The sequence below is a fragment of the Pseudomonas sp. P1.31 genome (assembly GCF_001269815.1).
Taxonomy (GTDB): Bacteria; Pseudomonadota; Gammaproteobacteria; order Pseudomonadales; family Pseudomonadaceae; genus Aquipseudomonas; species Aquipseudomonas rustica.
The window spans coordinates 1-24,799 of record NZ_LHVN01000040.1 but is presented as its reverse complement, the minus strand read 5'-3'; the positions used below and the strand labels follow the sequence as shown (position 1 = coordinate 24,799).

The window sequence follows — 24,799 nt, the reverse complement described above, 5'->3', positions numbered from 1 at the left end:
ACCGATTAGTCGGGTGCCGTGTTGCCTTGTGTTCTTCTCTCGCACTGCCTGGAGCATTTGTGCCATGAGTTCTGCCTCGCTAATAAAGACCCCGCCCGAGAAGGTGACGGTCAACGGTTGGGTGTTTTACACCTCTACCGCGCTGATTCTGTTGTTGACCGCCATTCTGATTATCGCCCCGCAAGAGGCCGGCAGACTGTTGGGTATCGCTCAGGCCTGGTTGTCGCGCAGCTTCGGCTGGTACTACATGGTGGTGATCGCCGCCTATCTGGTCTTTGTCGTCGGTCTGGCGTTTTCCTCGTACGGCAAACTCAAACTGGGCAGCAAGGACGACACCCCGGATTTCAGTTACGGCGCCTGGGCGGGGATGCTGTTCTCGTCGGGTATCGGTATTTCGCTGCTGTACTTCGGCGCGTCCGAGCCGCTGGATCACTATTTCAATCCGCCGGAAGGCGCTTCGGCCACCAACATGGCTGCGCGTCAGGCGGTGCAACTGACCTTCCTGCACTGGGGCCTGCACGGCTGGGCGATCTACGCACTGGTCGGTCTGGCCGTAGCCTATTTTGCTTACCGTCATAACCAGCCGCTGGCACTGCGTTCGGCGCTGTATCCGCTGGTCGGCGAGCGTTGGGTCAAAGGCGCGGCCGGTCACGCGGTGGACGGCTTCGGCATGTTCGTAACGCTGCTGGGTCTGGTGACGAACCTGGGGATTGGTTCGCTGCAAGTGTCGTCGGGCCTGGAAAACCTGTTCGGCATGGAACACAGCAACACCAACCTTTTGATCGTGATCATCGTGATGAGCACCGTAGCGACCATCGCTGCGGTGTCCGGCGTGGAAAACGGCATTCGTCGTCTGTCCAACCTGAACATCGTGCTGTTCAGCGGTCTGCTGATTTTCGTGCTGTTGTTCGGCCCGACCTTGCACCTGCTCAACGGCTTCGTGCAGAACATCGGCGATTACCTCAACGGCATCGTGCTGAAAACCTTCGACCTGTATGTGTACGAAGGCAGTGCCGAAAAAACCGAACGCTGGATGGGCCTGTGGACACTGTTCTACTGGGCCTGGTGGATTTCCTGGGCGCCATTCGTCGGTATGTTCATCGCGCGTATTTCCCGTGGTCGCACCGTGCGTGAACTGGTGGCTGGCGTACTGCTGATTCCGCTGGGCTTCACTTTGGCCTGGCTGTCGATCTTCGGTAACTCGGCGCTGGATCTGGTGATCAACCAAGGGGCGGTGGAGCTCGGCAAGACGGCGCTGGAACAGCCGTCGATGGCGATCTACCAAATGCTTGAGCATTACCCGGCGTCGAAAATCGTCATCGGTGTGTCGATCTTTGTTGGTTTCGTACTGTTCCTGACCCCGGCCGACTCTGGCGCGGTGATGATGGCGAATCTGTCCTGCAAGGGCGGCAACGTTGATGAAGATGCGCCGCACTGGCTGCGGATTTTCTGGTCGGCCGTGATCACCCTGGTGACCATCGGCCTGCTGTTCGCCGGTAACTTCGAAGCCATGCAAACCATGGTGGTGCTGGCCGGTCTGCCGTTCTCGGTGGTGTTGGTGTTCTTCATGTTCGGCCTGCACAAGGCGATGCGCCAGGACGTGCAGATCGAACAGGAGCAAGCGCAACTGGCAGAGCGCGGTCGTCGCGGTTTCAGCGAGCGTCTGACGCAACTTGATCTGCAGCCGAGCCAATCGGTGGTGCAGCGTTTCATGGACAAACAAGTCAGCCCGGCGCTGGAAGATGCCACCGCGCAGATGCGTGCGCAGGGTCTGACAGTGCAGACGCTGCTGGGTAAATCCAAGCGTTGCATGGGCGTGCGCGTCGAGATGGAAGAGGGCAACCCTTTCGTTTACGAAGTCAGCCTGGACGGTTATCTGGCGACGCCGACTGAATCGGCGCAGTCCGACGAAGCGCGCCAGCGTTACTACCGCGCTGAAGTGTATTTGCACAACGGCAGCCAGGATTACGACCTGATGGGCTTCACGCAGGATCAGATCACGCGGGATGTGCTCGATCAGTTTGAAAGCCATCGGCAGCTCCTTGGCCGGGTGTATAGCTAAGACTTGAAGTTCTGCAGTGCAATCAGCCGCACCGCAGAACCATTGTGGCGAGGGGATTTATCCCCGATGGGCTGCGAAGCAGTCCTGTAACCGTCAAACGCGGTTTTCCTGGATTACCGCGTTTGACGACTTGGGGCCGCTTCGCGGCCCATCGGGGATAAATCCCCTCGCCACAGATCCTGTATTCACAGCTGAATATCTGCACTAACAAAAACGCCGCGATCCTCTCGCGGCGTTTTTGTCTCCGGGGTTCTTACCCCAGGTTCTTGCCCAGCAACGCGTGATACAACTCGCTGTCGCCCAAGATCCCCACCACATGATTGTTATCGTGCAGCACCAGTTTGTTGCCGGTCTGATAACGAATCTGCAGCGCGTCACGCATGCCGATGTTCGAATCCACCAGCGTCGGCTTACGCTCCAGCCCTTCCACCGCTTGCCCCGGGGCCCAGTTCTGCAAATTCAGCACTGAACCGTTCTGCCGCGCACCCTTGATGGTGTTGCCCTCAGCCAGATCCAGCCACGAATCGCCGCCCGGATCCAGACACACCGAACCATTGATGCGTTTGCAGTTGTCCAGCGTGCGCATCAGGCTGCGGCCGCACAGCACGTTGAGCGGATTGGTGTGGGCGACAAACGTGCGCACATAGTCGTCCGCCGGGTTGAGCACGATCTCTTCCGGCACGCTGTACTGGATGATCCGGCCGTCCTTCATGATCGCGATGCGGCTGCCGAGTTTCAGTGCTTCATCAAGGTCGTGACTCACGAACACAATGGTCTTGCTCAGCTTGCGTTGCAGCTCCAACAACTCATCTTGCAGACCCTGACGGATCAGCGGGTCGAGTGCCGAGAACGGTTCGTCCATCAGCAAAATATCGGCGTCCATCGCCAGCGCCCGCGCCAGACCAACGCGCTGCTGCATACCGCCAGAGAGTTCGTCAGGCTTCTTGTTGCGCCATTGCGTCAGGCCGACCAGTTCGAGTTTGTCGTCGACCAGTTTGCGCCGTTCTTTCTCCGGACGACCCTGCATTTCCAGACCGAAACTGATGTTCTCGCGCACCGTCAGCCATGGCATCAGCGCGAATTTCTGGAAGACCATGGCGATGCGTTGGGTGCGCATCATTTTCAGTTCGGCCGGGGTGCAGGAAGCGATGTCGATCTGCTTGCCTTCATGCTCGACGAACAGCTTGCCGCGGCTCACGGTGTTGAGGCCGTTGATGCAGCGCAGCAGGCTCGACTTGCCCGAACCGGACAGGCCCATCAGCACGCAGATTTCGCCCTTGTTGACGTCCAGCGTGGCTTTTTCCACGCCGACGATTTGCCCGGTTTTCTTCAGGATCTCGTTGCGGGTCATGCCCTGATCGAGCAGCTTGAGCGCCTCGCGTGGATCCTTGGAGAAGATTACGTCTACGTCTTCGAAGCGAATTATGCTCATGCGTCACCCCCTACTTTGGCGTCGGGTTGTTTGCAGATACGGTCGAGCATGATCGCCAGCAGTACGATCGCCAGGCCTGCTTCGAAGCCCAGGGCGATATCAGCAGTGTTCAGTGCGTTGACCACCGGTTTGCCGAGTCCGTCGGCGCCTACCAGTGCGGCGATCACCACCATCGACAGCGACAGCATGATGCACTGGGTGATGCCGGCAGCGATGCTCGGCATGGCGTGAGGCAATTCGATCCGTGAGAGCAATTGGCGACGCGAGCAGCCGAAGGCTTTGCCGGCGTCCATCAGTTCTTGCGGGACATCGCGGATGCCCAGGTAGGTCAGGCGGATCGGCGCAGCGATGGCGAACACCACCGTGGAGATCAGGCCCGGCACCACACCCAGCCCGAAGAGGGTCAGGGTAGGAATGAGGTAAACGAAGGTCGGTACGGTCTGCATCAGATCGAGTACCGGACGCATTAACGTGTAGAACATCGGTTTGTGCGCGGCGACGATGCCCAACGGCACGCCGATGACCACGCAGACCAGGGTCGCGAACAGCACCTGGGCGAGGGTTTCCATGGTTTCCTGCCAGTACCCCAGATTGAGGATCAGCAGAAAGGAAGCGATGACGAAAACGGTCAATCCCCATTTGCGCTGGATGAAATGCGCGAGCAGGGCGATGAGGCCGATCAAGACAAAAGGGTTGAACCAGGTGAGCGCAAACGTCACGCCGTGGATCATCGTTTCCAGTGTCACGGCGATTGCGTCGAAGGTGTTGGCGCCGTGTTGCGTCAACCATTCAACGAAGCCCGCGATGTACTGGCCTAAAGGTATTTTCTGATCAATCAGCATGGTAGTGAACGTCCGCATGCGAGGAAATAAACAGCCCGAGGGAGCAAGCTCCCCCGGCATAAGCGATTACTGATTCAGCTTGGCTTTCACGGCCTCCAGGCCAGGTTTACCGTCAATGGTGGTCACGCCAGCGAGCCAGGTATCGAGCACCTGTGGATTCTTTTTCAGCCAGGCCTTGGCGGCCGCGTCAGGCTTCATCTTGTCGTCGAGGATGTTGCCCATCAGTTCGCTTTCCATGTCGACGTTGAATTCCAGGTTTTTCAGCAACTGACCGACGTTGCTGCATTCCTCGGCGTAACCCTTGCGGGTGTTGGTCGCCACGGTTGCCGCACCGAAATCGGGGCCGAAGAAATCATCGCCACCGGTCAGGTATTGAATCTTGAAGCGCTTGTTCATCGGGTGCGGCGCCCAGCCGAGGAAGACCACGGCGGTGTCGCGTTTTTGCGCGCGATCAACCTGCGAGAGCATGCCCGCTTCCGACGATTCAACGACTTTGAAACCGGCGGTTTTCAGGCCGAAGGCGTCCTTGTCGATCATGCTCTGGATCAGGCGATTACCGTCGTTGCCAGGCTCGATCCCGTAGATCTTGCCGTCGAGTTCTTTCTTGAATTTGGCGATGTCGGCGAAGTCGTGCAGACCTTTGTCATACAGGGCTTGCGGCACGGCGAGGGTGTACTTGGCGCCCTTGAGGTTGGTGCGCACGGTTTCCACGGTACCGGCGTCGCGGTAGGCCTTGATGTCGTTCTCCATGGTCGGCATCCAGTTACCGAGGAACACGTCCATGTTCTTGCCGTCCGCCAGCGACTTGTAGGTCACGGGCACGGAGATCATGGTGGTCTTGGTCTTGTAGCCGAGGGCGTTGAGAACAACGGAAGTGGTCGCGGTGGTCGCGGTGATGTCAGTCCAGCCGACATCGGAGAAATTCACGGTACTGCACTGCGCCGGTTCTGCAGCTTGCGCCAGTAACGGCAGACTCAGCATGGCGGCCAATAACAACGACGGGGAACCTTTCATGGATGGACTCCTTGGTGTTTTTTTTGGCAGTGTTCCGACTGTGGACCACCGCACTTATAGGTTGCGGTTGGATGGCGTTCTGGAGACAGCTCTACCACGGCGCCTTGCAATCGAGTCATAACGATCATGTACCAGTGAAAATCTGACGCCTACAGGGGGGGTCGTATCCAGTACAGGGATGGTCGTATCTAGTGTCGGTGACGTCGTTTACAGCTTTTTTCTGCCCCGATCAGCCATCTGAACCGCACAAAAACGGCGAAAACCGGGGCGAAAACGGCGCGGCGCTGGTGGACATGAGTGCGTCGGTGCCAGACGTCGTGCGTCCCGACAAAAGCCTGATGATGCGGGCATTCTGGCGGATCGCAGCTTGAGCGTAGCAGCTCCGCCAGCGGGCGCTTTTGCGTCCCGGACCGGCATCCTCAGGAGCTCTGCAGCAATGGCTATCAGCGTTTTCGACCTGTTCAAAATCGGCATCGGCCCGTCCAGTTCCCACACCGTCGGGCCGATGCGCGCGGCGGCGTTGTTTGTCGAGTCGCTGCGGGGCAAGCATCAGCTGGAGCAGGTACGGCGGATCGAGGTGCAACTGTTCGGTTCGCTGTCGGCCACCGGTATCGGTCACGGCAGCGACAACGCGGTGATCATGGGGTTGATGGGCGAGTGGCCGGACGCAATCGACCCGGCGCAGATTGGCCCGCGCATTCAGGCACTGCGTGAAACTCACACGCTTTTATTGGATGGTCGTTTATCGGTGCCGTTTGTCTGGGCGCGGGACATGCGCCTGATCGATGAAAACCTGCCGTTCCATCCCAATGCCATGACGATTGTTGCCGAAGGCGATCACGGTGAATTGCATCGCGACACCTACTATTCGGTTGGCGGCGGTTTTGTCGTGGACGAAGCGCAGGCGTCCAGCGGTGTCGTCGATCTGGATCGCACTGAATTGCCGTATGACTTTTCCAGCGCGGTTGAACTGCTGGATCTGTGCAAGAAGAACAACCTGCGCGTCGCTGAATTGATGATGGCTAACGAAAAGGTCTGGCGCAGTGAAGAAGAGATTCGCGCCGGCCTGATGAAGCTATGGCGGGCGATGCAGGATTGCGTCGAGCAGGGGCTGAAACACGAAGGCATCCTGCCCGGCGGTTTGAATGTGCGGCGGCGTGCGGCGAAGTTACATCGCAGTCTGCAGGAGTTGGGTAAGCCCAATGTGATCGGCTCGACGCTCAGCGCGATGGAGTGGGTCAACCTGTTTGCGCTGGCGGTGAATGAAGAGAACGCAGCAGGCGGGCGAATGGTGACGGCGCCGACCAATGGCGCGGCGGGGATCATTCCGGCGGTGCTGCACTACTTTATGAAGTTCAGCGAAGCGGTGACGGACGCCAACGTGGTCGACTACTTCCTGAGTGCGGCGGCGGTGGGGATTCTGTGCAAGAAGAATGCTTCGATCTCGGGTGCCGAGGTGGGCTGTCAGGGTGAAGTCGGTTCGGCGTGCGCAATGGCGGCGGCGGGGCTGGCGGAGATTCTCGGTGCTACGCCGGAGCAGTTGTGCAACGCGGCGGAGATTGGCCTGGAACACAACCTTGGGCTGACCTGCGATCCGGTCGGCGGACTGGTGCAAGTGCCGTGTATTGAGCGCAATGCGATTGCGGCGGTGAAGGCGATTAACGCGGCGCAGATGGCGCTGCGTGGCGATGGTCAGCACTTTATCTCGCTGGATCGGGTGATTCGCACCATGCGCGATACCGGGGCCGACATGCATGACAAATATAAAGAGACCTCGCGGGGTGGGTTGGCGGTTAGTGCGGTTGAGTGCTGAGACCGAGTCGCCTCTATCGCGAGCAGGCTCACTCCTACAATTGGAATGCGTTCCCCTGTAGGAGTGAGCCTGCTCGCGAAGGCGCCAGACCAGTCAAAACTGCTCAGTAAGTGAACACACCCAATCAAACACGCCACCTTTTAGCGCGTCGCAATCAGATAAGCGCCTTTCTCAGCCACACCGCCCAACCACCACCCCTACCGCCCGTCACCCGTGCCTGTGGTGACACTCCGATACAAATGCGCTCAGCCCTGTTCCCACAAGTGCTACCGATTTGCTCACGATCCTTTGCGCAGGGCTATCACCCGCCCTGATGGCACTTCGAAACACCTTCCGTCGCACGGCTTGTATAGACACTTCAGCAGGTCGTTTTCAGGAGTTATTGAACGGCCATCCAACTTTAGGCATGGCAATTGCTCTGTCATAACAAAGCCCGTCTCCCACGCGAGAACGATGGCCATAACAAGAGCCTCCGCCTGAGGCCATCACCCGCTTTGTGTGAGGAGATACCGCGATGACGTCGTTCAACTCCGGGGCCCAACCCCAGAACCGTGCGCCTCAATCCATCGGCTTTCTGCTGCTGGACAATTTCACGCTGATTTCTCTGGCCTCCGCAGTAGAACCCCTGCGCATGGCCAACCAATTGTCCGGTCGCGAGCTGTATCGCTGGAGCACCCTCACCGTCGATGGCGGCCAGGTGTGGGCCAGTGACGGTCTGCAAATCACCCCAGACGCCTCCATGCACAAAGCCCCGCCACTGGACACCATCATTGTCTGCGGCGGCATCGGCATTCAACGCACCGTTACCCGTGAACACGTCTCGTGGCTGCAAAGCCAGGCGCGCCAGTCCAAGCGCCTCGGCGCCGTGTGCACCGGCAGTTGGGCACTGGCCTGCGCCGGCCTGCTCGACGGCTTCGATTGCAGCGTGCACTGGGAATGTCTGGCGGCGATGCAGGAAGCTTTCCCGCGCGTGGCCATGAGCACCCGTTTGTTCACCCTCGACCGTAACCGTTTCACCAGCTCCGGCGGCACCGCGCCGCTGGACATGATGCTGCACCTGATCAGCCGCGATCACGGCCGTGAACTGTCCGCCGCGATCTCGGAAATGTTCGTCTACGAACGCATCCGCAACGAGCAGGATCACCAGCGCGTGCCGCTCAAGCACATGCTCGGCACCAATCAGCCGAAGTTGCAGGAAATCGTTGCGCTGATGGAAGCCAATCTGGAAGAGCCAATCGATCTGGATGAACTGGCGGTGTACGTCGCCGTGTCGCGTCGACAGCTGGAGCGGCTGTTCCAGAAATACCTGCACTGTTCGCCGTCGCGTTACTACTTGAAGCTGCGCCTGATCCGCGCGCGGCAACTGCTCAAGCAAACGCCGATGTCGATCATCGAAGTGGCGTCGGTGTGTGGGTTTGTATCGACGCCGCACTTCTCCAAGTGCTATCGCGAATACTTCGGCATTCCGCCGCGTGACGAGCGCGTAGGTTCCAACACCACCCAACAAGTGGCGATGCTGCCGCTGCCTCAAGCGATTGTGATGTCGCCGCTGTCGGGGCCGATGTCGGCGTTGAGTCAGGCGCGCAATGAATCGACGTTTGCCAGCGTAAGGCTCTGATAAGGATCGTTCCCACGCTCTGCGTGGGAACGCAGCCCGGGACGCTCTGCGTTCCAAAAGGCCGAACGCGGAGCGTCCGTTGAGGCATTCCCACGCAGAGCGTGGGAACGATCATGCGTTCCAATGTAGGAGCTGCCGAAGGCTGCGATCTTTTGATCTGCTGTCAGGCGCTATGGCTTTGCTGATAGTCCGCCAATGCTGGCAACAACTGCTTGTCGATCGCCTGCCGCACCGCCGGCTGAATACTGGCGCCGCTGGTGTACATGTCCTTGACCATCTTGCGCAGTTCAAACGCGCGAACATTATCCAGACCCCGCACCGCACACTCGCAGGCCTGCTCGGCTGTTGAACCGCTCGGCACCTGAAAACCCAAGGCCTTGAGCTGTCCCAACAGGTCTTCCTGGTCAATCAAATCGGCGTACATCATCACGCAAATCCTTCTGTGGCAACGGAGGTCTTGGCTTGATTCTGTAAGGCCGGGACGGGGACGGCAAGGGCGTTTTGTCTGTGTGGCTGCGACGACTATGAACAGGTCGTTTTCGGCTAACTCGACAGACAGGGGAGTGGGCACACTGGCGCAAGCTCGCTTCACGAAGGTTTGGTCACCCTCGCACGGCAGCTCCTCAACAGTAGTTTGAGCCCCGATCCGGTCACGGCTGGAATCGGGGCTTTTTTTTGGCTGTGAATCAGAGGAGTTGGGTTGTTTGATCTGACGCCTTCGCGAGCAGGCTCGCTCCCACAGGTGAACGCGTTCATTCAGGGGAATGCGATTAAATGTGGGAGCGAGCCTGCTCGCGAAGAACGATAACGCGGTCTAACGCTGCCACACGAGAATCCGCGACAACAACTCATCCCGGTCGATATAGCAGCCCTGAAAATGCCGCGCCCCGGTGGCCGGGTCAAAAGCATTGCGCGCATGCAACGTGCGGCGATTATCAAAGCACCACAGCTCGCCCGGATTCAGCCGCTGCATCAACCGAAACCGTGGCTCGCGGGTCATCGCGATAAATCGTCGATACGCCCGATACAACAGCGGCATCTGCTCCACCGACGTATCAAACGCCCCGCGCAAGAAGTTCGCCATGCGAATCTCCGCCACGCGCCCCAGCGCATCCAAAGCAATGATCGGCGCCAGGCAGCGATAGTCGCTGTGCCGATCCTTATTGCGAAACTCTACCGGTATTTCGCACAGGGCCTGAAACGACGCCGGGTCTTCACTGCGCAACGCATCGGCGATCGCAAAGCCATCGACAAAAATACTCTCGCCACCCTCGGCGTCATTCACCAGACAATGCAGAAATTGCAGCCCCGGTTGCAGCTCACGGGTCGGCAGATCCGTGTGCAATGGCAGGTTGAAAGCGGTGTAGGCATTGCTGTCGGCATCGGCCTTGGATTGCACATTGAACAGCACGCCGAAATTGCTCTCGCGGATGAATGAAATCCGCTGGGCGATGAGTTTCAGCGAACCGGGTTCGGTGGGCACGCCGCGTACTTGGGTCAGGCCGATGTCGCGAATGGCGAGCAGCCATTGCAGGAGGGCGGCGTTGTCGTTCATCAGCGCCGCGTACTCGAACACCGGCAACTGCAAATCGCTGCGCCACAGGTAGGGCTTGGGTTTGGCTTCGAGGCGTTCCGCGCGGGATTCATCGTCGTAGGCGTGAGCGCGTAGCCAGCCCGGATCAAAACGGCTGAGGTGGCCGTCCTGCCAATCGATGCGTAAGCAGCCATCGGTGTCGATGTGTGCGGCTGTTGGTTTCAACTCTTCAGCGGCATCGACGATCTCGAAAACCTGTTCGCGCGTAACGTTGTAAACGCATTGCTGACACGGGCAATTGTCCCGCAACCAGACATGGTGAAACGGGCTGACGCGGCCGTCAGCCCACTCGATGGCAACACGATCCGCCAGACTCTGCACGCCGCTTAGCGCGCTGATCAACGGATAAGTACGGAAGTCGGCAACAGCGGCAGCGGTGTTCATGGCGGCTCCTTGCGATCGATGGAATTACCGGGCGGGTGGCAGCGCGATGACGCGGCCGATGTAAGCGGGAGCGGGCAGGTCTTTCTGCTCGGTGACGATGGCTTGCAGACGGCTCAAGGTGTCGGCGCTGAACGGTGCCGAACGTGGCCCGGCGAGGTCGACGTGGAGGAGCATTTGTTCGTTGCCGGCCAGTTCCTGATCGTCACCGACCTTGTGCAGGCTGTGATAGAGGTGGAGGCGTTTGCTGTCGTGGCCGATGATTTGCGTGCGCACTTCAACCTCGGTATCGAGCTTCACTTCGTGCAGATAGTTGAGGTGCAGTTCGAGGGTGAACAGCGAGTGGCCGCTGGCTTCGCGGTTGTTGCTGTCCATGCCGAGGCGATCCATAAGGGCATCGGTGGCGTAGCTGAAAATCAGCAGGTAGAAGGCATCGCGCAGGTGGCCGTTGTAGTCGACCCAGTCGGGGATGATTTTGGTTTGGTAGGTGGTGAGGTGGGGCATGGTTTGGGTTCCGGGCATTGGGCGGGTTTTTAAGATCAAGAGCTACCCCCTCACCCCAGCCCTCTCCCCCAAGGGGGCGAGGGGGAAAGGGAGCCGATTTTTATGCTATTCAAAACTTGAGTTCGGCTCGGTGGTGCAAGTCGGCGTAACTCTAACAATCAATTCGGTCAGTCCCCTCTACCTCTGGGAGAGGGCTAGGGTGAGGGCGGCGGTTTGAAGCGAGCCCATTACTCGCTGAACGCCATGCCATGCTTTTCCTTGGTGGTCTTCACCGCCTCCAGCACCGCCAGCAAGCAATCATCACGATAGCGCTCCAGCGCCGAAATGCTGTGCCGACCGAGCTGATCACTGGTGCCATCGACCACATCATCAATCAACTTGCCAGTCAGTTCCGGCGCCGGCAGATACGTCCACGGCAACTGCAACGCCGGGCCGAATTGCGACATGAAGTGGCGCATGCCCGCATCGCCGCCGGCCAAGGTGTAAGTCAGGAAAGTCCCCATAAACGACCAGCGCAATCCAGCGCCAAAACGGATCGCATCGTCGATCTCGCCCGTGGTAGCGACACCGTCGTTAACCAGGTGCAACGCCTCACGCCACAGCGCTTCGAGCAAGCGATCGGCGATGAATCCTGGCACTTCCTTGCGCACATGCAACGGGCGCATGCCGAGGGATTCGTAGACTTTCATCGCTGCTTGCACGGCTTCCGGCGCAGTGTTTTTGCCTCCGACCACTTCGACCAACGGCAGCAAATAAACCGGGTTGAACGGGTGGCCGACCACGCAGCGTTCCGGATGCGTCGAACTCTCGTAAAACTCACTCGGCAACAGCCCCGAAGTGCTCGAACCAATCAACGCATTCGGCTTGGCCGCTGCGCTGATTTTGCTGTGCAGTTCGAGTTTCAGCTCCAGTCGTTCCGGAGCGCTTTCCTGAATGAAATCGGCATCGCGCACGCATTCTTCGATGGTCGCGACAAAGCGCAGACGATCCTGCGAAGCACCCGGTGCCAGTCCGTTTTTCTCCAGCGCACCCCAGGCATTAGCGACGCGTTTGCGCAGCGCCGCTTCAGCGCCGGGCGCCGGATCCCAGGCCACGACGTCGAGGCCATGGGCGAGGGCACGGGCGACCCAGCCACTGCCGATGACACCGCTGCCCAGCGCGGCGAAGGTTTTGATTTCGGTGATAAAGCTCATAGGAATTTTCCCGTGGAAAGTAATCCCTGTAGGAGCTGCCGAAGGCTGCGATCTTTTGATCTTGTTTTTTAAGATTAAGATCAAAAGATCGCAGCCTTCGGCAGCTCCTACAGGTGGAATTGGGGGGCTGTGAGAGCCCCATTTTTTGGCTGAGGCTTAGCCGCGCTGGGTCAGGCCCATTTTCTTGCGGCCTTCCGCCGGCGTGAGTACGCGGGCGCCGAGGCGGCTGAGGATTTCGCTGGCGCGCTCAACCAATTGGCCGTTGGTCGCCAGCACGCCTTTGTCCAGCCACAGGTTGTCTTCCAGCCCGACCCGCACGTTGCCGCCAAGCAGCACCGCTTGCGCCGCCATCGGCATCTGCATCCGGCCAATGCCGAACCCGGCCCACACTGCATCGGCGGGCAAGTTATCGACCATGGCTTTCATCGTCGTGGTATCCGCCGGCGCACCCCATGGAATGCCCAGGCACAGCTGGAACAGCGGGTTATCCAGCAGACCTTCCTTGATCATCTGCTTGGCAAACCACAGATGCCCGGTGTCGAAAATTTCCAGCTCGGCCTTCACGCCCAGCTCGGTAATGCGCTTGGCGCCGGCGCGCAGTTGCGCCGGAGTGGACACGTAAATGGTGTCGCCATCGCCAAAATTCAGGGTGCCGCAATCGAGGGTGCAGATTTCCGGGAGCAATTCTTCTACGTGCGCCAGACGGGTCAACGGGCCGACCAGATCGGTGTTCGGGCCGAACTCCATCGGGTTCTCGCCCGCGCCGATTTCCAGGTCGCCGCCCATGCCGGCGGTGAGGTTGACGATGATGTCGACGTCGGCCTCGCGGATGCGCTCCATCACTTCGCGGTACAGCGCGACGTCGCGGCTGAACTTGCCGGTTTGCGGATCACGCACGTGGCAGTGCACGACGGTGGCGCCAGCCTTGGCGGCTTCAACGGCCGCCGCAGCGATTTGTTTCGGGGTGACCGGCACATGAGGACTTCTGGCGGTCGTGTCGCCAGCACCGGTAAGTGCGCAGGTGATGATGACGTCGTGGTTCATGGTGCGGTTTCCTTCAGGCGTGATGGGTCTGTCCGCAGCCCGTTTCGGGGCTGCGAAGCGTGGTTCAGTCCTCTCTCTCCGGTCAGGGAGAGGGGCTTTAAATTGAGAGGGTTATTTGCTGGTCAGCTGGAGGTTTTCAGCGGCTGGTTTGCCATCGAACGTGGTCACACCGTCGAGCCAGCGCTGCTTGTCTTCCGGGTGATCCTTGAGCCATTGCTTGGCGGATTCGAAAGCATCTTTGTGATCGAGCAGCGGCTGCATCATCCGGCTCTCGTCTTCGGCGGTGTAGGTCAGATTACTCAGCAGGCGACCGATGTTCGGGCATTGCTCGGCGTATTTCGGCGCGGTCACTGTCCACACCGTCGCCATGCCTTCGTTCGGGCCGAGGGCGTCTTCACTGCCGGTGAGATAGGTCATCTTCACGTTGACGTTCATCGGGTGCGGCGCCCAGCCGAAGAACACCACGGCCTCTTTGCGGCGCACGGCGCGATCGACGGCGGCGAGCATGCCGGCCTCGCTCGACTCGACCAACTGGAACTTGCCGAGGCCGAACTGGTTCTTGGCGATCATTGCCTTGATCTGCGTATTGGCGCCTGAGCCTGGCTCGATGCCGTAGATCTTGCCGCCGAGTTCCTTTTCGAACTTGGCAATGTCGGCAAAGGTTTTCAGGCCTTTATCTGCCAGATAAGTCGGTACCGCGAGGGTGGCGCGGGCGTCCTTCAGGCTTGGTGCTTCAAGGACTTTGACCTGATTGGCGTCGACAAACGGCGTAATGGTCTGCGTCATCAACGGGTTCCAGTAACCGAGGAACAAGTCCAGACGCTGATCGCGAATCCCGGCGAAGATGATTTGCTGGGACGCGCTGGTTTGTTTGGTGTTGTAGCCGAGGCCGTCGAGCAATACCTGGGTCATCGCACTGGTGGCGATCACGTCGGTCCAGTTGACCACGCCCATGCGCACGTTCTGGCATGACGCAGGTTCGGCCGCCATGACGCTGGCGCTCAAGAAAGCGGTACCGCTGAGTGCAAGAACACAGCTGCTGATCAGTCGTTTCATGTCGGGTTCCTCGGCAGGTCGTTATTGTGGTTCCCGGCATCTGATGCGCCGGTGATGCAAAGTTACGCAGCAATGCGCCCGTGAAAGCGCACTACGGCGACGGGCATTTGCACTGTAGCGACCTGCACCCTTGAACGCTGAGGACAATCGGCGTATCAACGATCCACGCTCCCCTCCCTCTCGTTACCCGCGAATCGAGTGCGCACATGTCTCAGGATTTCTATTTCTTGCTGATGCCGGGCTTCTCCGCCATCGGCTTTATTTCCGCCATCGAACCGCTGCGCGTGGCCAACCGCTTTCGCGGCGAGCTGTACCGCTGGCACGTACTTAGCGCTGATGGCGGGGCGGTGTTGGCGAGCAATGGCATGTCGGTTAACGCCGATGCCGCGCTGGAACCGCTGAAGAAAGGCGCGACGTTGTTGGTGGTGGCCGGGTTTGAGCCGCTGAAATTCGCCACCCCGGCGCTGGAACATTGGCTGCGGCGGCTGGATAACGATGGCGTGACGCTGGGCGCCATCGACACGGGCAGCTTTGTCCTTGCCGAAGCCGGGTTGCTTGAGGGCCATCGCCTGACCCTGCACTGGGAAGCGATCGATGCGTTCAAGGAATCTTATCCACAGCTCAGCGTCACTCAGGAGCTGTTCGAGATCGACCGTCGGCGCATCACCTCGGCGGGCGGCACCGCGTCCATCGATCTGATGCTCGATCTGATCGCCCAGGCCCATGGGCCGCAGCTGGCGATTGAGGTCAGTGAGCAGTTTGTGCTGGGGCGGATTCGCCCACGCAAGGACCACCAGCGCATGGAAGTTGCCACGCGTTACGGCATCAATAACAAGAAACTGGTGCAGGTGATCGGCGAGATGGAACAGCACAGCGAACCGCCGCTGACCACGCTGCAATTGGCGGAATCGATCAAAGTCACGCGGCGGCAACTGGAGCGGTTGTTTCGGCTGCATCTGAACGATACGCCGAGTAACTTTTACCTGCGATTGCGCCTGGAAAAGGCCCGGCAGTTGCTGCGTCAGACCGACATGAGCGTGCTCGAGGTCAGCATCGCCTGCGGCTTCGAATCACCGTCCTACTTCACCCGCAGCTATCGCGCAAAATTCGCCCGCTGCCCCCGCGAAGACCGGCGTACCGCCCAAGCCTGAAATCAAAAGATCGCAGCCTTCGGCAGCTCCTACAGTTGATTGCATTCCAATGTAGGAGCTGCCGAAGGCTGCGATCTTTTGATCTTACTTTTTCACCAACGCCGAACACGCCGCTTTATAAGCCTCATGCTGATATTTGTTCAGCGTCCCCGGCAGCTCGAAATTATGCTTTTTCGCCTGCGCATTGATCGTCTGCGGCGACAGCAGCGTCACTTCACAACCATCGAGCAACTGCAAAATCCCCTCAATCTTGAACGTCGTCGGCCCGCCGGCGAACTCACCCTTCTTGCTGCGCTTCTTGATCGCAATCCGGTCAACCGAATTCTCACGCACAAACGACGCCACTTGCGCCGCGAACAGCTTCACGTTCGCCGCTTCGTCATCTTCGTCGAGGGCGATCTTCTTGGTGGCAAGGGGAACGTGGCTCAGGGTCGAACCGTCGAGAGCGGCCACGGCGATGATCGCTTCGCTGCCTTTGATTTCAATGCCGCAGATGTTCATGTGATTACCTAGATTGGCTATAGAAGGGCAGCTTACAGCTCAGACACTCACTCCTGCCCAATCGACTCCAAAAACTCCGACCGCTCATCACTCATCCGCGCCACGCAATCATTCTGCGCAATGGTAAAAGCCTTGCTCCCCGCCGTAGCCGGGAATGCCTCAACCGCGCAATCCGCATCCCGCGTCTTCAACCACTGCTGTTGAGCAGTTTTGAGTTTGGCGGTGATATCCGCCAGTTGCGTGGCGTTTTTGCCGTATGCGGTCTGCATGCGTTCGGTCAGGCTGGCGTAGTTGTCTTTGAGCAGGTCTTCGGCGGTGGTGCGGCTGTAGGTCGAGCATTCCAGGGTCTGGACGTCGTTTTCGACTGCGTCGCACGGGTTGTTGTCGGACTCTTCGGCGGCGTGTACGCCGGTCGCAATCAGTGCCAGGGCCAGGAAGATCGATTTCATTGTTGTCGCCGCTCTAATCCAGTGGTGTTTGCAAGATGCCGGTGATTCTGGCTCAAGCGTGCGGGCTTGGAAAGGTGGCCGGTCGGGGCGGCGGATGACCCTTTGTCGCGGATTGACGCTTTCGGCAATTCCCCTGTCGTTTTTGCACCCGGTCGCCCCTGCACCGAGGCATATGCTGGCCCCAAAGCGCCGGCAGACGATTCGGCGCATGAATCGCCAATAAGGGGACGCCTGATGAGCCCAGCCGAATTACACGCCGACAGCATCGTTATCGACGGTCTGATCATTGCCAAATGGAACCGCGAGCTGTTTGAAGACATGCGCAAGGGCGGTCTGACGGCAGCCAACTGCACTGTGTCGGTGTGGGAAGGTTTTCAGGCGACCGTGAACAATATTGCCGCCAGCCAGAAGCTGATCCGCGACAACAGCGACCTGGTGATGCCGGTGCGTACCACCGCCGACATCCGCAAAGCCAAGGAGCAGGGCAAGACCGGCATCCTCTTCGGCTTCCAGAATGCACACGCCTTTGAAGACCAGATCGGCTATGTCGAGGTGTTCAAGCAGCTCGGCGTTGGCATCGTGCAGATGTGCTACAACACCCAGAATCTGGTCGGCACCGGTTGCTACGAGCGTGACGGCGGCCTGTCGGGCTTCGGTCGCGAAATCGTCGCCGAGATGAACCGCGTCGGCGTCATGTGCGACCTGTCTCACGTCGGTTCCAAGACTTCTGAAGAAGTCATCCTCGAATCGAAAAAACCGGTGTGCTATTCCCACTGCCTGCCGTCGGGGCTCAAAGAGCACCCGCGCAACAAGTCCGATGAAGAACTGAAGTTCATTGCCGACCACGGCGGTTTTGTCGGCGTGACCATGTTCGCGCCGTTCCTCGCCAAGGGCATCGATTCGACCATCGACGACTACGCCGAAGCGATCGAATACGTGATGAACATCGTCGGCGAAGACGCCATCGGCATCGGCACCGACTTCACCCAGGGCCACGGCCAGGACTTCTTCGAATACCTGACTCACGACAAAGGCTACGCCCGCCGCCTGACCAGCTTCGGCAAGATCATCAACCCGCTGGGCATCCGCACCGTCGGCGAGTTCCCGAACCTGACCGAAACCCTGCTCAAGCGCGGCCATCCCGAGCGCGTGGTGCGCAAGATCATGGGCGAGAACTGGGTCAACGTCTTGAAAGACGTCTGGGGCGAGTAACGCTGACTCAAGACCGCCGCCGCACTGCCCCCTCTCCTGTGGGAGAGGGCTGGGGTGAGGGCAGCGGTCACCACTGAATCCACTATTTTTTTTTGGAGTTAACTTTCCATGGCCAAGATCGCCCCGCAATTGCCAATCGAAGTCGACAGCGAGACCGGTGTCTGGACCTCCGACGCCCTGCCGATGCTCTACGTGCCACGGCATTTCTTCGTCAATAACCACATGGGCATCGAAGAAGTCTTGGGCGCCGACGCCTACGCCGAAATCCTCTACAAGGCCGGCTACAAATCCGCCTGGCACTGGTGCGAAAAAGAAGCTGAATGCCACGGCCTGGAAGGCGTCGCCGTATTCGAGCACTACATGAAACGCCTGTCGCAACGTGGCTGGGGCCTGTTCAAGATTCAGGACATCGACCTCGACAAAGGCACTGCCAGCGTCAAGCTCGAACACTCAGCATTCGTCTACGTCTACGGCAAGGTCGGGCGCAAGGTCGATTACATGTTCACCGGTTGGTTTGCCGGTGCGATGGATCAGATTCTTGAAGCCCGCGGCAGCAAGATTCGCACGGTTGCCGAGCAAGTTTACGGTGGCTCCGAAGAAGGCCACGAAGACGGCTTGTTCACCGTCAAGCCGTTGTAAGTCGAGGAACCCGCCATGGCTTTCGAAGCAATGTTCCAGCCGATCCAGATCGGCAAACTGACCATCCGCAACCGCGTGCTCAGCACCGCGCACGCTGAGGTCTACGCAACGGACGGCGGCATGACCACCGACCGCTACGTCAAATACTACGAAGAGAAAGCCAAGGGCGGCATCGGCCTGGCGATTTGCGGCGGTTCTTCCAGTGTCGCCATCGACAGCCCGCAAGGCTGGTGGAAATCGGTGAACCTGGCGGACGACCGGATCATTCCGCACTTCCAGAATCTGGCGGACGCGATGCACAAGCATGGCGCCAAGATCATGATTCAGATTACCCACATGGGCCGTCGTTCGCGCTGGGATGGCGAGCACTGGCCGACCCTGCTGTCGCCGTCGGGCATCCGCGAACCGGTGCACCGCGCGACCTGCAAAACCATCGAGCCGGAAGAAATCTGGCGGGTGATCGGCAACTACGCTACCGCTGCCGCGCGGGCCAAGGCCGGTGGTCTCGACGGTGTCGAACTGTCCGCCGTGCACCAGCACATGATCGACCAGTTCTGGAGCCCGCGCGTCAACAAGCGTACGGACGAGTGGGGCGGCAGCTTCGAGAACCGCATGCGTTTCGGCCTCGAAGTGCTCAAGGCTGTGCGCAAGGAAGTCGGTGATGATTTCTGCGTCGGCATCCGTCTGTGCGGTGACGAATTCCACCCGGACGGTTTGTCCCACGAGGACATGAAACAGATCGCCAAGTATTACGACGACACCGGCATGCTCGATTTCATCGGTGTGGTCGGTTCGGGTTGCGACACCCACAACACCCTGGCCAACGTTATCCCCAACATGAGTTATCCACCGGAGCCGTTTCTGCACTTGGCTGCGGGCATCAAAGAAGTCGTAAAGGCGCCGGTTTTGCACGCGCAGAACATCAAGGATCCGAATCAGGCCACGCGCATTCTCGAAGGCGGTTACGTCGACATGGTCGGCATGACCCGCGCGCACATTGCTGACCCGCACCTGATCGCCAAGATCAAAATGGGTCAGATCGATCAGATCAAGCAGTGCGTCGGCGCCAACTATTGCATCGACCGTCAGTATCAAGGTCTGGACGTGCTGTGCATCCAGAACGCCGCGACCTCCCGTGAATACATGGGCGTGCCGCACATCATCGAAAAATCCACCGGCGTCAAACGCAAAGTGGTCGTTGTCGGTGCCGGGCCTGCGGGGATGGAAGCCGCTCGCGTGTCGGCTGAACGTGGCCACGACGTGACCTTGTTCGAGAAGAAAGAATTTATCGGTGGGCAAATCACCACCGCTTCGAAAGCGCCGCAGCGTGACCAGATTGCTGGCATCACCCGCTGGTTCCAACTGGAACTGGCGCGGTTGAAAGTCGACCTGCGTCTGGGCACGGCAGCTGACGTTGCGACCATCATGGATTTGCGTCCGGACGTGGTGGTGCTGGCGGTGGGCGGTCATCCGTTCCTGGAGCAGAACGAACACTGGGGCGCCGCTGAAGGTTTGGTCGTCAGCAGTTGGGACGTGTTGGACGGCAAGGTCGCGCCCGGCAAGAACGTGCTGGTCTACGACACCATTTGCGAGTTCACCGGGATGTCGGTTGCCGACTTCCTCGCCGACAAGGGCAGCCAGGTCGAGATCGTCACCGACGACATCAAACCGGGCGTGGCCATCGGCGGTACGTCGTTCCCGACCTACTACCGCAGCATGTACCCGAAAGAAGTGATCATGACCGGCGACATGATGCTCGAGAAGGTCTACCGCGAAGGCGACAAACTGATCGCGGTGCTGGAGAACGAATACACCGGCGCCAAAGAGGAACGGGTGGTCGATCAGGTTGTAGTGGAGAACGGCGTGCGTCCGGACGAAGAGCTGTATTACGGGCTCAAGGACGGTTCGCGCAACAAGGGCCAGATCGATATCGATGCCTTGTTCGCGATCAAACCGCAGCCTTCGTTGAGCACCACGGGCGACGGTTACTTGCTGTTCCGCATCGGCGACTGCGTGGCGCAGCGCAACACCCACGCCGCCATCTACGACGCGCTCAGACTGTGTAAAGACTTCTAAAGGCTTACACACAACCCTGTGGGAGCGAGCTTGCTCGCGAAAGCGGTGGATCAGTCGACATCGATGTTGAATGTCAGTCCGCCTTCGCGAGCAAGCTCGCTCCCACAGTGACCGAGTAAGGCAACTCGACCTGCAAGACCCTGCGGTCTTTGGGAGCTTCACCATGTTGAACACCCTTCTTCCAATCCTGTTGTTCGCAGCTCTGGGCCTTGGTGTCCTTGGCGCGTTGCGGCGGGTGGCCATGTGGCGTCGGGGCCGGGCCTCGAAGGTCGACCTGATCGGCGGCCTGTTCGCCATGCCCAAGCGTTACATGGTCGATTTGCACCATGTCGTCGCGCGGGACAAATACATCGCCAACACCCACGTGGCCACGGCCGGCGGCGCGGTGGCGTCGATTGTGCTGGCGCTGCTGGTGCACGGTTTCGGCCTGCACAACCGCATTCTCGGCTACGCGCTGCTGCTGATGACGGCAGTGATGTTCGTTGGCGCGATCTTCGTTTATCTGCGTCGGCGCAACCCGCCAGCGCGGCTCTCGAAAGGCCCGTGGATGCGCCTGCCGAAAAGCTTGCTGGCATTCTCGGCGTCGTTCTTTTTGCTGACTTTGCCGGTGGCCGGAATCCTGCCAGAGAACTTTGGCGGTTGGGTGCTCGCGGTCATTCTGGGGATCGGTGTGTTGTGGGGCGTGTCGGAACTGTTCTTCGGCATGACTTGGGGCGGGCCGATGAAACACGCCTTTGCCGGCGCTTTGCATTTGGCTTGGCACCGTCGCGCTGAACGCTTTGGCGGCGGTCGTTCCACGGGCCTGAAACCTTTGGATCTCAATGATCCGTCCGCGCCGTTGGGTGTTGAGAAACCTGTAGATTTCACCTGGAATCAGTTGCTCGGTTTCGACGCCTGCGTGCAGTGCGGCAAGTGCGAAGCCGCATGCCCGGCGTTCGCCGCTGGTCAGCCACTGAACCCGAAAAAACTGATTCAGGACATGGTCGTCGGCCTCGCTGGCGGTACCGATGCCAAGTTTGCTGGCAGCCCGTATCCCGGCAAACCCATTGGCGAACACAGCGGCAATCCGCATCAACCGATCGTCAATGGTCTGGTCGACGCCGAAACCCTGTGGTCGTGCACCACCTGCCGCGCCTGCGTCGAGGAGTGTCCGATGATGATCGAGCACGTCGACGCCATCGTCGACATGCGCCGTCACCTGACCCTGGAAAAAGGCGCGACCCCGAACAAGGGCGCCGAAGTCCTCGAAAACCTCATCGCCACCGACAACCCTGGCGGTTTCGCCCCGGGCGGGCGGATGAACTGGGCGGCGGACTTGAACCTCAATCTGCTCAGCGAAAAGAAATCCACCGACGTGCTGTTCTGGGTCGGCGACGGCGCGTTCGACATGCGCAACCAACGCACTCTGCGCGCGTTCGTCAAAGTGCTGAAAGCGGCGAAAATCGACTTCGCCGTGCTCGGTCTTGAAGAGCGTGACAGCGGTGACGTAGCGCGCCGTTTGGGCGATGAAGCAACCTTCCAGTTGCTCGCCAAACGCAACATCCAGACCCTGGGCAAATACAGCTTCAACCGCATCGTCACTTGCGATCCGCACAGTTTCCATGTGCTGAAAAACGAGTACGGCGCGTTCGACGGCAACTACCTGGTGCAGCACCACAGCACCTACATGGCGGAAATCATTCAGGCCGGCGCACTCAATCTCGGTCAGCACAAAGGCAACAGCGTGACCTATCACGATCCGTGCTACCTCGGCCGCTACAACGGCGAGTACGAGGCGCCGCGTGAAGTGCTGCGCGCGCTGGGTATCGAAGTCAAAGAAATGCAACGTTCCGGCTTCCGTTCGCGCTGCTGCGGCGGCGGTGGCGGGGCGCCGATCACTGACATTCCGGGCAAGCAACGGATCCCTGATATGCGCATGGAAGACATCCGCGAAACCGGTGCCGAACTGGTGGCCGTGGGTTGTCCACAGTGCACGGCGATGCTCGAAGGCGTGGTCGAACCGCGTCCGCTGATCAAGGACATTGCCGAACTGGTGGCCGACGCGCTGCTCGAAGACGCCGCGCCAAGCAAGCCTGCCACCCCGGCCAAACGTGAACCTGCGGAGGCCCACTGATGAGCGATATTATCCGCCGCGACCCGCGCGCCGAATGGATTGCCCGTAACCGCCTGCACCCGCTGCACGCGGCGATGCAACCGGCGCAGCACAGCTGGATGGGGCCGAACGGCGTCATCCGCAAGAACCTGCACGGCATGGGTTTTATCGGCCCCAACGGCATCAAACGGATCGACCGCAGCGGCGCGCAGCAGGGCGGGGCGGTCAAACGTTCGGCGGCTGTGGAAGTGCAATTGCCGCTGCATCAAGTGCCGGCCCCGGCGTTCTATATCAGCGTGGTGCCGGACATGGTCGGTGGCCGCTTGAGTAGCCATGATCGCGATTTGCTTGGCCTCGCCCATCAACTCGCTGGCAAGGATGGCGCGGTGTTGGCGGTGGTTTTTGGTGAACATAAGGAAAACGCGTTCGCTACTGCTGGCGTCGATCGTTTGTTGGTGCTCGAAGGTGAAGCCTTCAGCGGTTATGCACCGGAGCAGCGCGTGCAAGGTTTGCGTGCTGTGGATAACCAGTTCAATCCGCGTCACTGGCTGCTACCGGACAGTCGCAGCGGTGGCGGTGAACTCGGTCGACGCTTCGCCGCTGCACTGGGTGAACGCCCGGCGACGCGGGTCTGGCAGGTCAAGGATCAAGAGTGCATCGGCCGCGCCGGTGCTGGCTTGCAGGATCTTGCACGTCCGCTCGCGCGGTTGATTCTGGCGTCGGCGGAATGTGCCGAACCGGTCAGCGAAACCCGTCATGAAGCGTTGCCGGTTGAGTTATCCACAAGCGTCGCCCGCAGCCTGTCGCGGATCGAAGATCTTGGCGCAGTGGCGGTCGACCCGGCAGCGATTCCGATGGCCGAAGCGGAGTTCATTTTCTCCGGTGGTAACGGCGTCAAGGATTGGGCGCTGTTCCACGAAACGGCTGCCGCACTCGGCGCCACCGAAGGCGCATCGCGGGTGGCGGTGGACGATGGCTTTATGGCGCGTGATCGCCAGGTCGGCGCGTCCGGCACCTGGGTCACCGCGCGGGTGTATGTCGCTGTGGGCATCTCCGGGGCGATCCAGCATCTGCAGGGCATTGGCGCCTGCGACAAGGTCGTGGCGATCAACCTCGATCCCGGTTGCGACATGATCAAACGCGCCGACCTCTCGGTGATCGGCGAAAGCGCAGAGATTCTTCAAGCCTTGATCGCGGCGGTGGCGGCTTACCGCAACGACGCCAAGCGCGATGCGGCTTAAGGAAACGCTATGAACACGAACGTTATCAGTCTGGTTTCAATCGGCGCTCACCCGACCTCCGGCCGGCCACGTCGCGCCGAGCAAGATGCCCGCGCTGTGGAGTTGGGCCTGCAACTCGCTGGGGATAACCTGCAAGTGCTGCATGCCGGCGATGTTACGGAACCGGCGTTGCGCGCCTATCTGGGCATGGGCCTGGAACAGATGCATGTGCTTGAGCAACCGACTGGCGCTGATGCGTTACCGGCGCTGACCGCGTATCTCCGCGATGCCGGTGCGCAAGTGGTGCTGACCGGCAGCCAGGCCGAAACCGGTGAAGGTTCGGGGATGTTGCCGTTTCTGCTCGCTGAAGGTTTGGGCTGGCCGCTGGTGGTCGGGTTGGCGCAGGTGGAGTCGATCAATGATGGATCGGCGTTGGTGCTGCAGGCTTTGCCGCGTGGGCAACGACGTCGCTTGAAGGTGAAACTGCCGTTTCTGGCGACTGTGGATAACGCTGCGCCCAAACCTCGGCAGAGTGCTTACGGCCCGGCGCGACGAGGGGTACTGGAGGCTGACGACGTTGAAGTTATCGATGATGAACTTCTGTCCGTCGCGACCCTGCAACCGGCCAAACCACGGCCAAAACGCCTGAAAGTGATCAAAGCCAAAAGCGGTGCTGACCGGATGAAAGCCGCTACGGCGAAAGCCAGCGGCGGCGGTGGGCAAGTGCTCAAAGGCGTTACCCCACAGGCCGGTGCCGAAGCCATCCTCAAACTCCTCATCGAAGAAGGCGTCGTCCGCTGACCCCCGACACCCCCAAATCTCTGTAGGAGCTGACGAGTGCAACGAGGCTGCGATCTTTTGATCTTGTTTTCAAATACCAACACCAAAAGATCGCAGCCKCGTTGC

Annotated in this window: 22 protein-coding genes; 11 read left to right on the top strand and 11 right to left on the bottom strand. The window is 59.8% G+C overall.

Annotated elements, in window-relative coordinates; genetic code table 11:
• Positions 1-64: 64 nt before the first annotated feature.
• Entirely contained in the window at positions 65-2,062 is a 1,998-nt protein-coding gene (gene betT, locus AD669_RS25135; RefSeq protein ID WP_053124585.1) for a choline BCCT transporter BetT, read from the top strand.
• A gap of 253 nt (positions 2,063-2,315) precedes the next feature.
• Here betT and choV read toward each other — a convergent pair whose 3' ends face one another.
• From choV to AD669_RS25120, 3 genes are all read right to left on the bottom strand, one after another.
• Positions 2,316-3,494, bottom strand: a complete 1,179-nt coding sequence (gene choV / locus AD669_RS25130; RefSeq protein ID WP_053124583.1) for a choline ABC transporter ATP-binding protein — start codon at positions 3,492-3,494, stop codon at positions 2,316-2,318.
• Positions 3,491-4,336 carry a choline ABC transporter permease subunit gene (gene choW, locus AD669_RS25125; RefSeq protein WP_008085763.1) on the bottom strand — a complete coding sequence of 282 codons (846 nt, stop codon included), beginning with the start codon at positions 4,334-4,336 and terminating at the stop codon, positions 3,491-3,493. The genes choV and choW overlap by 4 nt, the downstream gene beginning before the upstream one ends.
• Positions 4,337-4,402: 66 nt before the next feature.
• The gene (locus tag AD669_RS25120; RefSeq protein ID WP_008085762.1) at positions 4,403-5,350 is read right to left on the bottom strand and encodes a choline ABC transporter substrate-binding protein; all 948 of its coding nucleotides are present in this window, start codon (positions 5,348-5,350) and stop codon (positions 4,403-4,405) included.
• Positions 5,351-5,541: 191 nt separating this feature from the next.
• Here AD669_RS25120 and AD669_RS25115 point away from each other — a divergent pair, with 191 nt between their 5' ends.
• From AD669_RS25115 to AD669_RS25105, 3 genes are all read left to right on the top strand, one after another.
• Positions 5,542-5,721 (top strand): hypothetical protein, encoded by a 180-nt coding sequence (locus AD669_RS25115; protein ID WP_053124581.1) that lies wholly within the window; start codon positions 5,542-5,544, stop codon positions 5,719-5,721.
• 65 nt (positions 5,722-5,786) lie between these two features.
• Complete coding sequence (locus AD669_RS25110; RefSeq protein ID WP_053124580.1) at positions 5,787-7,163, top strand: L-serine ammonia-lyase; 1,377 nt, start codon at positions 5,787-5,789, stop codon at positions 7,161-7,163.
• A 514-nt stretch (positions 7,164-7,677) separates the two neighbouring features.
• Positions 7,678-8,781, top strand: coding sequence for a GlxA family transcriptional regulator (locus AD669_RS25105; protein ID WP_053124577.1), 1,104 nt, complete (start codon positions 7,678-7,680; stop codon positions 8,779-8,781).
• A 163-nt stretch (positions 8,782-8,944) separates the two neighbouring features.
• Here AD669_RS25105 and AD669_RS25100 read toward each other — a convergent pair whose 3' ends face one another.
• The 6 genes from AD669_RS25100 to AD669_RS25070 form a co-directional block, all read right to left on the bottom strand.
• Positions 8,945-9,208, bottom strand: a complete 264-nt coding sequence (locus tag AD669_RS25100; protein ID WP_007962640.1) for a hypothetical protein — start codon at positions 9,206-9,208, stop codon at positions 8,945-8,947.
• Between the two features lie 387 nt (positions 9,209-9,595).
• Positions 9,596-10,759, bottom strand: a complete 1,164-nt coding sequence (locus AD669_RS25095; protein ID WP_053124575.1) for a gamma-butyrobetaine dioxygenase — start codon at positions 10,757-10,759, stop codon at positions 9,596-9,598.
• A 24-nt stretch (positions 10,760-10,783) separates the two neighbouring features.
• On the bottom strand, positions 10,784-11,260 hold the full coding sequence (locus AD669_RS25090) for a thioesterase family protein (protein ID WP_053124573.1): 477 nt from the start codon (positions 11,258-11,260) through the stop codon (positions 10,784-10,786).
• A 227-nt stretch (positions 11,261-11,487) separates the two neighbouring features.
• Entirely contained in the window at positions 11,488-12,453 is a 966-nt protein-coding gene (locus tag AD669_RS25080) for an L-carnitine dehydrogenase (protein WP_053124569.1), read from the bottom strand.
• Positions 12,454-12,609: 156 nt separating this feature from the next.
• Positions 12,610-13,497: a 3-keto-5-aminohexanoate cleavage protein gene (locus tag AD669_RS25075; protein WP_053124567.1), complete on the bottom strand. Its 888-nt coding sequence runs from the start codon at positions 13,495-13,497 to the stop codon at positions 12,610-12,612.
• Between the two features lie 111 nt (positions 13,498-13,608).
• On the bottom strand, positions 13,609-14,553 hold the full coding sequence (locus AD669_RS25070; protein WP_053124565.1) for a choline ABC transporter substrate-binding protein: 945 nt from the start codon (positions 14,551-14,553) through the stop codon (positions 13,609-13,611).
• A 206-nt stretch (positions 14,554-14,759) separates the two neighbouring features.
• Here AD669_RS25070 and AD669_RS25065 point away from each other — a divergent pair, with 206 nt between their 5' ends.
• Positions 14,760-15,704, top strand: a complete 945-nt coding sequence (locus AD669_RS25065) for a GlxA family transcriptional regulator (RefSeq protein ID WP_053124563.1) — start codon at positions 14,760-14,762, stop codon at positions 15,702-15,704.
• Between the two features lie 84 nt (positions 15,705-15,788).
• On the opposite strand, the gene AD669_RS25060 is transcribed toward AD669_RS25065, so the two are convergent.
• Both AD669_RS25060 and AD669_RS25055 read right to left on the bottom strand, forming a co-directional pair.
• On the bottom strand, positions 15,789-16,205 hold the full coding sequence (locus AD669_RS25060) for a DUF3010 family protein (protein ID WP_053124561.1): 417 nt from the start codon (positions 16,203-16,205) through the stop codon (positions 15,789-15,791).
• 47 nt (positions 16,206-16,252) lie between these two features.
• Positions 16,253-16,654: a lysozyme inhibitor LprI family protein gene (locus tag AD669_RS25055; RefSeq protein WP_008083168.1), complete on the bottom strand. Its 402-nt coding sequence runs from the start codon at positions 16,652-16,654 to the stop codon at positions 16,253-16,255.
• A gap of 234 nt (positions 16,655-16,888) precedes the next feature.
• Here AD669_RS25055 and AD669_RS25050 point away from each other — a divergent pair, with 234 nt between their 5' ends.
• The 6 genes from AD669_RS25050 (at position 16,889) to AD669_RS25025 (ending at position 24,694) form a co-directional block, all read left to right on the top strand.
• Positions 16,889-17,866: a dipeptidase gene (locus AD669_RS25050; RefSeq protein WP_008083166.1), complete on the top strand. Its 978-nt coding sequence runs from the start codon at positions 16,889-16,891 to the stop codon at positions 17,864-17,866.
• Positions 17,867-17,974: 108 nt separating this feature from the next.
• Complete coding sequence (locus tag AD669_RS25045; protein ID WP_053124559.1) at positions 17,975-18,505, top strand: DUF5943 domain-containing protein; 531 nt, start codon at positions 17,975-17,977, stop codon at positions 18,503-18,505.
• 15 nt (positions 18,506-18,520) lie between these two features.
• Positions 18,521-20,581 carry a dimethylglycine demethylation protein DgcA gene (gene dgcA, locus AD669_RS25040; protein ID WP_053124557.1) on the top strand — a complete coding sequence of 687 codons (2,061 nt, stop codon included), beginning with the start codon at positions 18,521-18,523 and terminating at the stop codon, positions 20,579-20,581.
• A gap of 163 nt (positions 20,582-20,744) precedes the next feature.
• Positions 20,745-22,694, top strand: coding sequence for a dimethylglycine demethylation protein DgcB (dgcB, locus tag AD669_RS25035; protein ID WP_053124556.1), 1,950 nt, complete (start codon positions 20,745-20,747; stop codon positions 22,692-22,694).
• The gene (locus tag AD669_RS25030) at positions 22,694-23,914 is read left to right on the top strand and encodes an electron transfer flavoprotein subunit alpha/FixB family protein (protein ID WP_053124554.1); all 1,221 of its coding nucleotides are present in this window, start codon (positions 22,694-22,696) and stop codon (positions 23,912-23,914) included. The genes dgcB and AD669_RS25030 overlap by 1 nt, the downstream gene beginning before the upstream one ends.
• A 9-nt stretch (positions 23,915-23,923) precedes the next feature.
• On the top strand, positions 23,924-24,694 hold the full coding sequence (locus AD669_RS25025) for an electron transfer flavoprotein subunit beta (protein ID WP_053124552.1): 771 nt from the start codon (positions 23,924-23,926) through the stop codon (positions 24,692-24,694).
• Positions 24,695-24,799: the final 105 nt, after the last annotated feature.

Coding starts and splice junctions, on each gene's coding strand:
- betT (WP_053124585.1), top strand. CDS start 65: ATGAGTTCTGCCTCGCTAATAAAGACCCCGCCCGAGAAGGTGACGGTC.
- choV (WP_053124583.1), bottom strand. CDS start 3,494: ATGAGCATAATTCGCTTCGAAGACGTAGACGTAATCTTCTCCAAGGAT.
- choW (WP_008085763.1), bottom strand. CDS start 4,336: ATGCTGATTGATCAGAAAATACCTTTAGGCCAGTACATCGCGGGCTTC.
- AD669_RS25120 (WP_008085762.1), bottom strand. CDS start 5,350: ATGAAAGGTTCCCCGTCGTTGTTATTGGCCGCCATGCTGAGTCTGCCG.
- AD669_RS25110 (WP_053124580.1), top strand. CDS start 5,787: ATGGCTATCAGCGTTTTCGACCTGTTCAAAATCGGCATCGGCCCGTCC.
- AD669_RS25105 (WP_053124577.1), top strand. CDS start 7,678: ATGACGTCGTTCAACTCCGGGGCCCAACCCCAGAACCGTGCGCCTCAA.
- AD669_RS25100 (WP_007962640.1), bottom strand. CDS start 9,208: ATGATGTACGCCGATTTGATTGACCAGGAAGACCTGTTGGGACAGCTC.
- AD669_RS25095 (WP_053124575.1), bottom strand. CDS start 10,759: ATGAACACCGCTGCCGCTGTTGCCGACTTCCGTACTTATCCGTTGATC.
- AD669_RS25090 (WP_053124573.1), bottom strand. CDS start 11,260: ATGCCCCACCTCACCACCTACCAAACCAAAATCATCCCCGACTGGGTC.
- AD669_RS25080 (WP_053124569.1), bottom strand. CDS start 12,453: ATGAGCTTTATCACCGAAATCAAAACCTTCGCCGCGCTGGGCAGCGGT.
- AD669_RS25075 (WP_053124567.1), bottom strand. CDS start 13,497: ATGAACCACGACGTCATCATCACCTGCGCACTTACCGGTGCTGGCGAC.
- AD669_RS25070 (WP_053124565.1), bottom strand. CDS start 14,553: ATGAAACGACTGATCAGCAGCTGTGTTCTTGCACTCAGCGGTACCGCT.
- AD669_RS25065 (WP_053124563.1), top strand. CDS start 14,760: ATGTCTCAGGATTTCTATTTCTTGCTGATGCCGGGCTTCTCCGCCATC.
- AD669_RS25060 (WP_053124561.1), bottom strand. CDS start 16,205: ATGAACATCTGCGGCATTGAAATCAAAGGCAGCGAAGCGATCATCGCC.
- AD669_RS25055 (WP_008083168.1), bottom strand. CDS start 16,654: ATGAAATCGATCTTCCTGGCCCTGGCACTGATTGCGACCGGCGTACAC.
- AD669_RS25050 (WP_008083166.1), top strand. CDS start 16,889: ATGAGCCCAGCCGAATTACACGCCGACAGCATCGTTATCGACGGTCTG.
- AD669_RS25045 (WP_053124559.1), top strand. CDS start 17,975: ATGGCCAAGATCGCCCCGCAATTGCCAATCGAAGTCGACAGCGAGACC.
- dgcA (WP_053124557.1), top strand. CDS start 18,521: ATGGCTTTCGAAGCAATGTTCCAGCCGATCCAGATCGGCAAACTGACC.
- dgcB (WP_053124556.1), top strand. CDS start 20,745: ATGTTGAACACCCTTCTTCCAATCCTGTTGTTCGCAGCTCTGGGCCTT.
- AD669_RS25030 (WP_053124554.1), top strand. CDS start 22,694: ATGAGCGATATTATCCGCCGCGACCCGCGCGCCGAATGGATTGCCCGT.
- AD669_RS25025 (WP_053124552.1), top strand. CDS start 23,924: ATGAACACGAACGTTATCAGTCTGGTTTCAATCGGCGCTCACCCGACC.